The sequence below is a fragment of the Streptacidiphilus monticola genome, from assembly GCF_042658505.1.
Taxonomy (GTDB): Bacteria; Actinomycetota; Actinomycetes; order Streptomycetales; family Streptomycetaceae; genus Streptacidiphilus; species Streptacidiphilus monticola.
In genome coordinates this window covers 1-12,259 of the sequence record NZ_JBHSQJ010000050.1, presented here as the reverse complement: position 1 = coordinate 12,259, position 12,259 = coordinate 1, and the positions used below count along the sequence as shown (strand labels likewise).

11 protein-coding genes and 1 pseudogene are annotated in these 12,259 nt (G+C 73.8%); 6 read left to right on the top strand and 6 right to left on the bottom strand.

Annotation, left to right across the window (positions count from 1 at the left end):
* Positions 1-978: pseudogene (locus ACFP3V_RS13230) on the bottom strand (hypothetical protein); the annotation flags it as partial.
* 239 nt (positions 979-1,217) lie between these two features.
* Here ACFP3V_RS13230 and ACFP3V_RS13225 point away from each other — a divergent pair.
* On the top strand, positions 1,218-1,886 hold the full coding sequence (locus ACFP3V_RS13225) for an HdeD family acid-resistance protein (RefSeq protein ID WP_380583176.1): 669 nt from the start codon (positions 1,218-1,220) through the stop codon (positions 1,884-1,886).
* A gap of 86 nt (positions 1,887-1,972) precedes the next feature.
* Positions 1,973-2,803, top strand: a complete 831-nt coding sequence (locus ACFP3V_RS13220; protein WP_380583175.1) for a PhzF family phenazine biosynthesis protein — start codon at positions 1,973-1,975, stop codon at positions 2,801-2,803.
* Between the two features lie 72 nt (positions 2,804-2,875).
* On the opposite strand, the gene ACFP3V_RS13215 is transcribed toward ACFP3V_RS13220, so the two are convergent.
* Positions 2,876-4,510 carry an amidohydrolase gene (locus ACFP3V_RS13215; RefSeq protein ID WP_380583174.1) on the bottom strand — a complete coding sequence of 545 codons (1,635 nt, stop codon included), beginning with the start codon at positions 4,508-4,510 and terminating at the stop codon, positions 2,876-2,878.
* Positions 4,507-5,982: an APC family permease gene (locus tag ACFP3V_RS13210; protein WP_380583173.1), complete on the bottom strand. Its 1,476-nt coding sequence runs from the start codon at positions 5,980-5,982 to the stop codon at positions 4,507-4,509. Before ACFP3V_RS13210 ends, ACFP3V_RS13215 begins: the two co-directional genes overlap by 4 nt.
* 96 nt (positions 5,983-6,078) lie before the next feature.
* Between ACFP3V_RS13210 and ACFP3V_RS13205 the strand changes: the two genes are divergently transcribed.
* Positions 6,079-6,855 carry a TetR/AcrR family transcriptional regulator gene (locus ACFP3V_RS13205; RefSeq protein ID WP_380583172.1) on the top strand — a complete coding sequence of 259 codons (777 nt, stop codon included), beginning with the start codon at positions 6,079-6,081 and terminating at the stop codon, positions 6,853-6,855.
* Here ACFP3V_RS13205 and ACFP3V_RS13200 read toward each other — a convergent pair.
* On the bottom strand, positions 6,827-7,063 hold the full coding sequence (locus ACFP3V_RS13200; protein WP_380583171.1) for a DUF2630 family protein: 237 nt from the start codon (positions 7,061-7,063) through the stop codon (positions 6,827-6,829). The genes ACFP3V_RS13205 and ACFP3V_RS13200 overlap by 29 nt on opposite strands.
* A 107-nt stretch (positions 7,064-7,170) precedes the next feature.
* The gene (locus tag ACFP3V_RS13195) at positions 7,171-7,719 is read right to left on the bottom strand and encodes a DinB family protein (RefSeq protein ID WP_380583170.1); all 549 of its coding nucleotides are present in this window, start codon (positions 7,717-7,719) and stop codon (positions 7,171-7,173) included.
* A 56-nt stretch (positions 7,720-7,775) separates the two neighbouring features.
* Between ACFP3V_RS13195 and ACFP3V_RS13190 the strand changes: the two genes are divergently transcribed.
* The 3 genes from ACFP3V_RS13190 to ACFP3V_RS13180 are packed head-to-tail and all read left to right on the top strand — an operon-like array spanning position 7,776 to position 9,572.
* Positions 7,776-8,423, top strand: coding sequence for a class I SAM-dependent DNA methyltransferase (locus tag ACFP3V_RS13190; RefSeq protein ID WP_380583169.1), 648 nt, complete (start codon positions 7,776-7,778; stop codon positions 8,421-8,423).
* Between the two features lie 40 nt (positions 8,424-8,463).
* Positions 8,464-9,105, top strand: coding sequence for a DJ-1/PfpI family protein (locus ACFP3V_RS13185; RefSeq protein WP_380583168.1), 642 nt, complete (start codon positions 8,464-8,466; stop codon positions 9,103-9,105).
* Positions 9,102-9,572, top strand: coding sequence for a MarR family winged helix-turn-helix transcriptional regulator (locus ACFP3V_RS13180; protein WP_380583167.1), 471 nt, complete (start codon positions 9,102-9,104; stop codon positions 9,570-9,572). The genes ACFP3V_RS13185 and ACFP3V_RS13180 overlap by 4 nt, the downstream gene beginning before the upstream one ends.
* On the opposite strand, the gene ACFP3V_RS13175 is transcribed toward ACFP3V_RS13180, so the two are convergent.
* The gene (locus ACFP3V_RS13175) at positions 9,565-11,244 is read right to left on the bottom strand and encodes a flavin monoamine oxidase family protein (RefSeq protein WP_380583166.1); all 1,680 of its coding nucleotides are present in this window, start codon (positions 11,242-11,244) and stop codon (positions 9,565-9,567) included. The genes ACFP3V_RS13180 and ACFP3V_RS13175 overlap by 8 nt on opposite strands.
* Positions 11,245-12,259 lie beyond the last annotated feature (1,015 nt).

Below are 12,259 nucleotides of genomic sequence, written 5' to 3'. Positions count from 1 at the left end.
TAGCCCGGCGGGCGGCTGCTCCTCCCCGGCCAGCACCCACTCCGCCAGGTCCACCGCGACCAGCCCGGCCAGCTCCGGCACCGCGACCTCGGCCAACTCCTCCGCGGTGCGGTCCAGTTCCAGCGTCGTGCCGATGCGCACCCCCGCCTCGCACAGCAGCGCCAGCCGCTGCCGTGCCGCGAAGGCCGCCTCGGTCAGCGACTCGTCGCCGGCCGCGGGCACCGGCCGGGGCGGGGGGACGCCGCGCCGGGAACGGGCGGAGATCCGCGCCGCCTGCAAGGCCAGCTCCTCGGCCGTCCGCTCCATCCGGGTCAGCTCCCGGCGGCGGGATGCCGCCCAGGCGCGCTCGCGCTGCGAGTACTGGTCCAGCAGGCGCAGCTGCACCGCCAGCGCCGCCTCCCGGGCCAGCGCGGCCATCAGCGGGTGCGCCTCGTGGTGCCAGGTCGTCAGATCGACGATGCCGCGCAGCTCCCCGGTCACCGGGTCCAGCACCGGTGAGCCCGCGCAGGCGAAGAGCTGGAGCCGCTCGGCGAAGTGCTCGCTGCCGATCACCGCGAAGGGGCGGCGCTCGGTGACGGCGGTGCCGATGCCGTTGGTCCCCGCGTGGTCCTCCGCATAGCTGAAGCCGGGAGCGGCCTGCACCCGGTCCAGCTGCCGGTTCAGGCTCCGTTCCCCGGCGCGGCGCTCCAGCACCCGCCCCCCGGCGTCGGTGAACAGCACGCTGACGCGGGTGTCCAGCAGTTGGGTGTGCAACCGCTGCAGCACCGGCCCGGCGGCGCGCAGCAGCAACTCCTCGGATTCCAGGTCCGGTTGGTAGGGCAGGTCGTCGTGGTCGGGGGAGAGGCCCTGGGTGCGGCAGCGGTCCCAGGACGCCAGGATCGGCGGCCGCACCGGGGAGAGCTGGGGCGCTCCCGCCAGATACAGCTCGCGGGCCCGCGCCCCGGCCGAACCGGCCTCCCAGAGTCCCGCGTCCGGCATGCGTGTGCCCTCCCCGTGTGCGTGCTGAGGCCTTTTCGGCAAGGTACTCAGGCATGCGCCGCGGGCGGCGCAACTATCGGGGGATTACCCGGACGGACCACTCTTTGGGGTGACGGTCCGACAATTCGCCCACTCCGGCGGATCTTTCTGCCGAGCGGCTTCTGTGGCGGTATGTCAGGTTGGAGCAGGCGGTTCCTACCGCCGCCGTACCGCTGTACCGGCTGTCAGGAGGCGAGCCCATGTCCGATCCCCAGGCGTCCGAATCGCCGTCGGCGCCCCCGTCCCCCTCGTCCCCCGCGTCGGCGTACCAGTCCTCCCAGCGGCCGTCGGAGCCGCAGCCGCCGTTGCCGGGACCGCTGAACCTGCTGAGCCGGGCGGCGTGGCAGACCGTGCTGCTGGTGGGCGTGCTGTCGCTGGTGCTCGGCATCATCGTGCTGGTGTGGCCGAAGGCCACGCTGCTGGTGGTCGGCGTGCTGTTCGGCCTCTACCTGATCGTCATCGGCGTCGGCCAGCTGTTCGCGGCCTTCGGCACGCACGCGAGCACCGCCCTGCGGGTGCTCGCCTTCATCAGCGGCTCGCTGTGCATCCTGCTCGGCCTGTTCTGCTTCCGCAGCGTCTTCGAGTCGCTGCTGCTGCTCGCCATCTGGATCGGCATCGGCTGGCTGTTCCGCGGACTGATGCAGCTGATGGCCGGCATCAGCGACGCGGACATGCCGGCGCGCGGCTGGCAGATCTTCCTGGGCGTGCTGAACGCGGTCGCCGGGATCATCGTGCTCAGCTGGCCCGTGGGCTCGCTGGCGGCGCTCACCCTCTTCGCGGGCTGCTGGCTGCTGGTCATCGGCATCTTCGAGATCGCGACGGCGATCCAGCTGCGCAGCCACGCGAAACGGCTGCCGCAGGGGGTCTAGCGCCCTGTCCGGACAGCTGCGGGGCTGCGGTGTCCGACACCGGCACGAGCCGGGAATGATCACCTGAGGCCGTTCGTTGGGCGGGCATGGACGACACCGTGCTGCGCTATGCCGCCTTCACCACCACCCCGGCCGGGGGGAACCCGGCCGGGGTGGTGCTCGACGCCTCGGAGTTGACGGATCAGCAGATGCTGGCGCTGGCCAAGGAGGTCGGCTACTCCGAGACCGCCTTCGTCACCCGTCGGGACGGGCGGAACCTGGACGTCCGGTACTTCAGCCCCGAGGCGGAGGTGCCGTTCTGCGGTCACGCCACGGTGGCCGCGGCCGTCGCCGTCGCCGAGCGCCTCGGGCCCGGGGACCTGCTGTTCCGGACGAGGGCGGGCGAGGTCCCGGTCGCCGTGGACGAGGGGCTGCGGGCGACGCTGACGAGCGTCGAACCCGCCCTGGAGGAGGTGGACGCCGCGTCGCTGGACCAGGCGCTGCGTCTGCTCGGCTGGTCCGCGGCGGAGCTGGACCCGCAGCTGCCGCCGCGCATCGGCTACGCGGGCGCCCGGCACCTGATCCTGGCCGCAGCCACCCGCGACCGGCTGGCCCGGCTCTCCTACGACTTCGACGGCCTGGCGCAGTTCATGCGCGCCCGCGACCTGACCACGGTCGACCTGGTCCACCGGGAGTCGGAGTCCGTCTACCACGTGCGCAACCCCTTCCCCGTGGGCGGCGTGGTCGAGGACCCGGCGACCGGGGCGGCCGCGCTGGCCTTCGGCCACTACCTGCGCGCGCTCGGACTCGTCCCCGCCACGGCGGAGTTGACGCTGCACCAGGGGGACAACCTGGGCCGACCGGGCGTCCTGACGGTGGCACTGACCGAGGGCGACGCCCGGGTCCGGGTGTCCGGCACGGCCGTGGTGATCCCGTAACCGGGGCCGCGCAGGTCGGGGCACGCACGGTGAGGCCTGGGCGTGCCGTAGCCCGCCCAGGCACTCGGGCTGTCAGCCCGCGTCGTGGACGCGTTCGCCGCCGACGTAGGTCTGGGTGACCCGGGCGTCGGCGATGTCCTCGGGGCGTCCGGCGAAGGGGTCGCGGTCCAGGACCACCAGGTCGGCGAGGGCGCCGGCGCGGAGCGTGCCGGTGTCGTCGAGGCGGTTCACGTACCCGGACCCGGCGGTGTAGGCGGCCAGGGCGGTCGTCAGGTCCAGCCGCTGCTCGGGGAGGAAGGCCGGGCGGTCCTCGCCGGGGGCGATCCGGTTGACGGCGACGTGGACGCCGGCCAGCGGGTCCGGGGAGGAGACGGGCCAGTCGCTCCCCGCGGCCAGGGTGGCCCCCGCGCGCAGCAGGTCTCCGAACGGGTACTGCCACTCGGCGAGACGGCCGCCGAGGAAGGGCGTCGTCAGCTCGTCCAGCTGCGGCTCGTGGGCGGCCCACAGCGGCTGCAGGTTGGCCACCGCGCCCAGCCGGGCGAATCGGGGGACGTCGTCGGGGTGCACCACCTGGAGGTGGGCCAGGTGGTGGCGGTTGCCGCGCGGGCCGTTGGCGCGCAGCGCCGCCTCGACCGCGTCCAGGGCCTCGCGGACCGCGCGGTCGCCCAGGGCGTGGAAGTGGACCTGGAAGTCGAGCGCGTCGAGCTGCGTGACGTAGCCCTTGAGGGCCTCCGGGTCGACGAAGCTGAGGCCCGCGTTGGCCGTGGCGCAGCCGCAGGCGTCACGATAGGGGACGGTCATGGCGGCGGTGAAGTTCTCCGTGATGCCGTCCTGCATGATCTTCACCGAGTCCGCGCGGAACCGGCCGACCGCCAACTGCTTGCGCCGGTCCACCAGTTCGGGGATCTGCTCGGCCCCGCGGCCGCGTTCCCACCACAGGGCGCCGTTGACCCGGGCGGTGAGCCTGCCGGTCGCCGCCGCCGTCGTGTAGGCGTCCGCGACGTCGTCATTGCCGGCGTAGGAGCCGAGCAGGGCGTCCTGCCAGGCGGTGATGCCGAGCGAGTGCAGCAGCGTCTGGGCGCGCAGCAGTCCGGCCAGGCGGTCGGCGGCGGTGGCGGCCGGGACGGCCCGGCCGACCAGGCCGGTGGCGCCCTCCTGCAGCATGCCGCTGGGGGTGCCGTCGGGCTCGCGCTCGATGCGGCCGTCGGCAGGGTCGGGGGTGTCAGCGGTGACCCCGGCCAGTTCCAGGGCGCGGGAGTTGGCCCAGGCGCCGTGGTGGTCGCGGTTGAGCAGGTACACCGGGCGCTCGGGCACGACCTCGTCGAGCAGCTGACGGGTCGGCAGGCCGCCGGGGAAGCTCTCCATGGACCAGCCGCCCCCGGTGATCCACTCCCGCTCGGGGTGGGCGGCGGCGTAGGCGGCGACGCGACGCAGGTACTCCGCGAGGTCGGTGGTGCCGGTCAGGTCGCACGCGCCCAGCTCCATGCCGCCGAACACGGCGTGCACATGGGCGTCCTGGAAGCCCGGCAGCACGGCGCGGCCGTCCAGTTCGACCACCTCCGTCCGCGGGCCGACCAGGGCGCGCACCTCGGCGTGGCCGACGGCGGTGATCCGCTCGCCGGTCACCGCGAGGGCCGTGGCCCGGCTGCGGGCCGGGTCCATGGTCAGCACCTGGCCGCCGGTGAGGACGAGGTCGGCGTGGGTCATCGGGAACTCCCTTGGGGGACGGCGCTGGTGGCCGGGTGGCCGGCCTCGGGCACGCGGTGGAAGTAGGGGGAGCGGCGGCGCCACTTGGCCCAGGCGCCGGCCGCCAGGCCGGACAGCACCATGAAGGCGGGCACCGAGAGCTCGAACCAGCCGTTGTCGGCGGCGACCTGGAAGTGGTCCGCGCTGCGCCAGAAGGTCCAGCACAGGTATCCGCCGAGCGCCAGCAGGGCGGTGGCGCCCAGCACCGGCAGTACGACCGCGCCCAGCGCCTCCCTGGGCCTGGTGCGCAGCAGTCCGCGGAAGCGCGCGGCGGCGGCGAGCGCGGTCAGCGCGTAGTACGCGGCGACGACGATGCCGATGGCGTTGACGGCGGCGTTGATCAGGTCGGTGACCTTGGGGATGACCAGGGACAGCCCGGCCACCGCCGCGCCGATCGCGCCCAGCAGCAGGGTGCCTGCGGCCGGGGTGCCGAAGCGGGGGTGGATCCGGGTCCACACCGGCCCGAGCGTGCCGTCGCGGCCCATGGCGAACATGGACCGGACCGTGGGGATCACGCCGGCCTGGAGCGAGGCGACGGCCGAGAAGGTCAGGGCGACCAGGGGCAGCGCCGCCAGCGGCTGGGAGGCGAGCCGGCTGCCGAAGTAGGTCAGCCCCTCGGCCCCGTGGTCGGCCAACTCGCCCAGCGGCAGCACGCGTTGGAAGGCAACGGAGCCGAGCAGGAACAGGCCGAGCATGGTCACCAGCGCGATCGTCCCGGCCCGCGAGGCGTCGCGGTGGTCGCGCACCTCTTCGCTGACGCTGAAGACGGCGTCGAAGCCCCAGTAGCAGAACACCGCCAGCACCATGCCCTGCGTGAGGGCGGCGACGGAGGGGATGCCGAACGGGTCGAACCACTCCAGGGAGAACGGCTGGGAGCCGGCGAACAGGCCGTAGCCGCAGAAGCCCAGCAGCACCAGGTACTCGAAGACGAGCAGGGCCCGCTGGAACTTCGCCGCCAGGTCCACGCCGACCGTCGCGGTGACGGTCACGGCCAGCAGCACCACCATGCCGAGCAGCGTGGACTGGAGCGTGGAGCCGGGGTCCAGGCCCAGACCCGGCAGGCGGTGCAGCCCGGCCTGGCCGGCCAGGGCCAGCAGCGCCGAACCGGTGACGGTGGTGGTGTAGGCCAGGAAGACCACCGAGGCGACGATCATCACCCAGCCGCTCAGGAAGCCCAGCCAGGGGTTGAGCGAACGGCCGATCCAGACATAGGAGTTGCCGGCGTTGGGGTCCACCCGGTTGAGCCGTGCGTAGGCGCCGGCGATGCAGGCCACGGGCAGGAAGGCCAGCAGCATGAGCACCGGCAGGTGCAGTCCGACGACGCCGGCCAGCAGGCCGAGTCCGATGCCGATGCTCGTGGTGGCCGCGGTGCTCGACGCGGCGATGACGACGCCGTCGAGCACTCCGAGGGATCTTCGCATGTCCGTGGCCATGGCTGTCCGCCTTCCTGGCTGCCTGGGAGCTGGGGTGGCGTCATGAAAGCCGTCGGGCTCTGTTCAGGTCAATGCCGTTGACATAAGCTCCGCCCCATGAGCGAGGCGAACGGCGGACGGATCGCGGGCGGCGCGCGGCAGCGCCGCAGGCCCACCAAGCAGGGGACGGTGCTCTCCGAGGAACTGATCGTGCACACCGCGCTGCGGATGATGCGCGAGCACGGCGCGGGCGGCCTGACGGCCCGTCGGCTCGGCGCCGCCCTGGGCGCGGACCCCAGCGCCCTCTACCGGTACTTCCGCAGCACCGACGACCTGCTGCTGGCCGTCGCCGACGAGCTGATCGGCCGCGCCCTGGACGGCTGGACCCCGACCGGGGAGTGGAAGCAGGACCTGCGCGACATCGGCCGCCGGATCCACGCGGGCTACCTCGACCACCCGCAGGCCGCCGCGCTGGCGAGCTACCGGACCACCGGGCGCCGTCACGAGGCACGGGCCATCGACCGCATCCTCGGCGTGCTGCGCGGCGCCGGCTTCCCCGACGCCGAGGCGGCCCGGCTCTACCACGTGCTGGTCGACTCCGGCATGTCCCACGCGGCGCAGGACGCCTGCTGGCAGGCGCTGCCGGAAGCGGCGCGCGAGGCCGAGGACCGCGTCTGGGACCGCATCTACACGGGCGTTCCGGCCGACACCCATCCGCATCTTGCGGCGATGGCCCCGGAGCTGCGCCGCGAGATGCGGCGCAGCTCCTATCCGGCGGCGCTGGAGCTGTTCCTCGACGCGGCCGAGGCGCGGCTGCGGGCGGCTGACGGAGGCTCAGCTGCCGGGCGGGGCGGGGACGGTGGACCTACTGCTGGTAGCCCTCGACCTCGCTGATCGGCCGGGCGTGGGCGGCACCGGGGTCGTTGCCGAACTCCTTGGCGGCGCGGCGCTGCCGCAGCAGGTCCCAGCACTGGTCGAGCTGGGCCTCCAGCGAGGCCAGCCGTCCGGCGTCGTCGCCCGAGCCGCCGGAGCGGAGCTGGTGCTCCTCGTCCACCAGGGCCTTGATGCGGGTGAGTACGTCCTTGTCCGTGTCATCGGTCATGCCGCCGAGCCTAGCCTCGCCCCTGACCGGCGGCGAGCGGTTGCGGCGGCCCCTGGCGCAGTGTGGCGGGCGCGGGCCGGGCGCGCTCCGCCTGCGCCGAGCGGCGCCTATTCCCCGGTTCGGCCGTCGATCGACTCACGGAGCAGGTCGGCGTGGCCGTTGTGGCGGGCGTACTCCTCGATCATGTGGCAGAGGATCCAGCGCAGGCTGGGCGCGCTGCCGTCCGGCCAGGTGCGGCGGGCGAGGCGGCCCAAGGGGTCGCCCTCGGCGTCGGCGAGCGCCTCGGCCACCAGGGCACGGGAGCGATCGACGGAGGACTGCCACAGGGCGAGCAGCTGCTCGGGGGTGTCCTCGGCGGCCGAGTGCCAGTCCCAGTCCTCGTCGGCCTTCCAGTCGACGGCGTTCCACGGGGCTACCGCGTCGTTGCCGTGGAGCGAGCGGGAGAACCAGTGGTCCTCGACGTAGGCGAGGTGCTTGAGCATGCCGCCGAGGGTCATCGTCGAGGCGGCGGTGGTGGCCCGCAGGCCGGCCGCGTCCAGCCCGGCGCACTTCCAGGCGAGGGTCGCCCGCTGGTAGTCGAGGAAGCCGAGCAGGGTGCCGAGTTCGCCGGCCGTCAACGGGGGTTCGGGACGGCCGTGTTCGTCGATCGTCGTCATGTCCGGCGAGTGTAGTTGCGCGGCTGTTGTCAGTGCCGGGACTTAGGGTGCCGGTCATGACGGAGCCGGAGTTCCTGCAGGCCACGCGGGAGTCGTACGACACGGTGGCGGAGTCCTACGCGGAGCGGGTGCCCGGGCTGTTCGCGTCCCTGGTGCTGGGGCGCGCGCTGCTGGCGGCGTTCGCGGAGGAGGTGCGGGGTGACGGCGGTGGCCCGGTGGCCGAAGTCGGCTGCGGGCCGGGGCATGTGACGGAGTATCTGGCGGGGCTGGGTCTCGACGTGTCCGGGGTGGACCTGTCGCCGGGCATGGTGGCGGTGGCGCGCCGCCGGTATCCGGCGCTGCGCTTCGACGTCGGTTCGATGACCGGACTGGACTACGGGGAAGGGGAGTTGGCGGGGGTGGTCTCGTGGTGGTCGATCGTGCACACCCCGCCGGAGGCGGTGCCGGTCGTGTTCGCCGAGTTCCGCCGGGTGCTGCGGCCGGGTGGGCGGCTCGCGATCGGCTTCCATGTTGGCGAGGGCGAGCGGCGGCCTGAGCAGGCGTACGGGCATCCGGTGAGCTACCGCTCGTTCCGGTTCGGCGTCGAGGAGATGGCCGGACGCCTGGGCCACGCGGGTTTCGACCTGACGGCCGAGGTGCGGATGCCGCCGCCGGAGCCGGGCCGACCGCCGCAGGCGGTACTGCTGGCCAGGGTGGCGGGGTGAAAGGATTGACAGCATGCTGGCAAAGAGACAGCATGCTGTCATGACTGCTCGAAGCGTTCACGTCGCCGTCTACGACACACTGGCCGACTGGGAGGTGGGCCACGCCATCGCCCATGTCCGCGGCGAGGCCTGGCAGCGCGAGCCCGGCCGGTACGACGTGGCCACGGTCGCCGAGACCGACGGGCCCGTCACCACCGCGGGAGGCATGCGCATCCTGCCCGACCTCGTCCTGGACCGGCTCGACCCGGCGGACAGCGCCATGCTGATCCTGCCGGGCGCGGCCACCTGGAATGCCGAGGAGGGCAACGCCGCCTTCGCCCGCGCCGCGCGCCGTTTCCTGGCGGCGGGCGTGCCGGTGGCCGCGATCTGCGGCGCCACCTTCGGGCTGGCCCGGGAGGGCCTGCTCAACGACCGCCCGCACACCAGCGGCGCGGTCGAGTACCTGTCCGCCGCGCCCGGCTACACCGGCGCGGCGCACTACCGCGACGAGCCCGCCGTCGCCGACGGGGACCTGATCACCGCCCGGCCGACCGCCCCCGTGGAGTTCGCCCGCGCCGTGCTGGCCCGGCTGGACGTCTACGAGCCCAAGGTGCTCGACGCCTGGTACCGGCTCTTCGCCCGTCAGGACGCCGCCGCGTACTGGGAGTTGGCGGCGGCCGAGGCGGCCCGGGCGGCCCGGTGAGCGCGCCCGAGCGGACGGCGGCTGCCCAGCTGTCCGACGCGGCGCTGACGTCCTTCCGGCTGAACGGCCAGTTCCTGGAGCTGGCCGAGGAGTTGGCGCGCCCCGCGGGCCTGACCGCCGCCTGGTGGCAGGTGCTGGGCGCGGTCCTGGCCGAGCCGCTGCCGGTGGCCGGGATCGCCCGGGCCATGGGCGTCACCCGGCAGAGCGTGCAGCGCATCGCCGACCTGTTGGTGGGGAAGGGCCTGGCCGAATACCTGCCCAACCCGGCGCACGCGCGCGCCAAGCTGCTGCGTCCGACGCCGGAGGGGTTCGCGGCGGTCGAGCGCATCCGGCCACACCACCGCAAGGCGGCGGAGCGCCTGGCGCGGCGGATGGGGCCGGACGCCCTCGAGGCGGCGATCACGGCGCTGCGGCAGCTGTCCCTGGCCCTCGACGATCTGAACGGGCCGGACTCCGAGGCTACTTGAGGACGGCGAGCACCTCCTTGGCCGCGCGGGCGCCCTCGACGGCTCCTCCGTTCATATAGCCCTGGAAGTCGTAGGAGGTGTGCTCGCCGGCGAAGTGCAGGTTGCCCTGCGCGGTGCCCTCGTAGCCGGCGTAGGTGCACAGGTAGCCCACCGGCCAGTTGGAGTAGGCGCCGTAGGAGTACGGGTTCAGGTGCCAGGCCGAGAGCTTCGCCCGGCCGGTCCAGGCCGCGGTCGTGCCGGGGAAGACCGGTTCGATCTGGCCGAGGTAGGTCTGCGCGAGCTTCTTCGTGTAGGCGGTGCCGGAGTCGGTGAACGCGGAGGGCGGGGTCAGCCCGGAGGCGAGGGTGCCGCCGCCGTACTGGACCAGGATGCCGTCGGCGCCGGCCTGGCCCCGGGTCACGTCCCAGACCTGCTGGAAGGGCTGGTCGCTGAACATCTCGCCGTTGGAGGAGCCGGGCCAGGGGCCCGTGCCCACCCAGGGACGGCTGGTGAACTGCATGTTGAGCTTGGTGCAGTAGCCCATCGTCATGTGCGTGAGGACGCCCTGCATCATCGTGTCCAGGCCCGCGCCCGACAGGTCCACGTGGTGCTGCAGGATCGGCAGCGGTACGGCGAGGATGGTGTGGTCCGCGGTCACCTGGGTGCTGCCGCCGCCGTCGAGGTCGAAGGAGAGCGACTGGGTCCCGTCGCTGTTGCGGGTGACGGCGGTCAGCGTCCAGCCCTGCTTGACCGTGCCGGCCGGGAGCGCAGCCGCGATGGCGCGCGGCAGTTGGTCGTTGCCCCCGGTGATGTGGTAGCGCTCGTCCGAGCCGCCCCAGACGTTGAAGCTGCCGGGGTTGGCCTGCCAGGCCAGCAGGCAGAGCAGGGCGTAGGAGGACTGGTTCACCGTGTCGGCGCCGTACTCGACGTTGTAGGCGACGTCGAGGAACTGCCCCAGCTTGCTGCCGTAGCCGCCGGGGACACGGGAGTTGATCCAGTCCCGGACCGACATGTTGTCCAGGGCGACGTTGGCGGCGTTGTGGTTGTTCCAGGTCGGCGCGTAGCCGACGCCCGCGTTGACGTCGTTCTGGATCGCCTGCCAGACCGGCTTGAAGTCCTCGTCGGCCTGGGAACGGGCGTAGTAGCCGCCGTCGAACCACAGCACCTGGTCGGCGTCGGCGCCGTAGACGTGGCGTACCGGGGTGAGCGACAGGCCGAAGCGGCGGCACAGGGCCTGGATCTCCTTGTGTCCGGTGTCGACCAGTTCGCCGCCGTACTCCGAGACCTGACCCTGGTCCCAGTAGCCCGGGTTGGCCGGGGAACCCTGCGAGTACATGCGCCCGCCGATGCGGGAGGGGTTGGCCTCGTAGACCGTGGCCGCGACGCCCTTGTCGGCGAGGGTGAGCGCGGCGTTGAGCCCGGAGATACCCGCGCCGACGATCGCGACGCGGGGCGCGGCGCCCGAAGTCGCGGCTGCCGCTCGGGCCTTGGGCAGCGCAGCGGTCGCGGCGGCGGTGGCGAGTCCGAGCCCGGCGGCGCGTCGCAGCAGGGTCCGGCGCGAGGTGCCCTCGGGCTCGGCGAGGGCTTCGTCGCGCAGGCCGCGGTACTCCGCGACCGGCATGCAGAGCCTCTGAGCGGCGGCGTGATCGGCGGCGAGGTTCTGGAGCTGACGCGCTGCTTCACTTCGTGCCATGGAGCGGTCTCCTTGGAGGTGAGTGGTGGGGGTGCAGAGCCGGTCAGGTCTGTCGGTCAGGTCAGTCGGTCAGGTCGTTCGGTCAGGTCGTTCGGCGTGTCCTCCGTGGCGACAGGGCTCGGTGCCACGGTGGCGAACAGTGTCCCGATCCAGACGTTCAGGGGGTCACTTCCAGCCTGTAACCAAGCGCGGTACAGGTCTGACGGCATGGCAGCTGACAGATCGTCAACCCGCTCGCCTGGCAGGGGCCTTGACGGGACTCGCCCCGCCCGGCCCGGCCGGCGGCCACGGGTTCGCGACCGACCGGCCCGGCGTCGGAGGGTGACCCACCCCCCAGGGCCTGGAACACCGGCCGGGCCTCGGCGCCACGGTTGGCCTGCGACGAGGGCGAAGTCGAGGGCGTGGAGGGCCCGCCTCGGCGGTGGCGGGGGTGAGGAAGCCGGGACGCGGCCCTTCCGCGACGGCCCGGTCCAGTGCGGCGGCGCCGGGGCCGGGCCAGCTCCCCGACGGATGGGCGTGTGCTGCTGCTCTGAGGCTGGCTGGTCGCCGGTGGCCGAGACCCACGCCAGGGGCATGTGACCGAGCAGCCCGATGCGTCGGCGGACGCCCACGCCGAGGCCGCCGCCGCCACCCCCGCGGACGCCCGTCCCGGGGTGACGCCGCCGGCACTGCGGCGGGTCCTGCCCCGCCAGCTCCGCCCGTCGCCCCGGGCGGCGGGCCGCCGCCCACCCGCCAGCCTCCGCCCCTCTGCCCCGGCGGCCGACGAACCGGTAGCCCCGCCCCTCTGCCCCGGCGGCCGGGGCGCCAGCAGCCCTCCGGCCCCGAGGACGCGCCGGCCCGTCGGCCTCTGCGGCCTATCGGCCCCCGGCCCGTCGGGTCGGCGGCCTGTCGGGCCCCCGGCCCGTCGGGTCGGCGGCCTGTCGGCCCCCGACCCGTCGGCCCGAGGACGCGCAGGCCCGCCGGTCCCGACGACCCGGCAGCCCTCCGGCCCCGAGGACGCGCCGGCCCGCCTAGG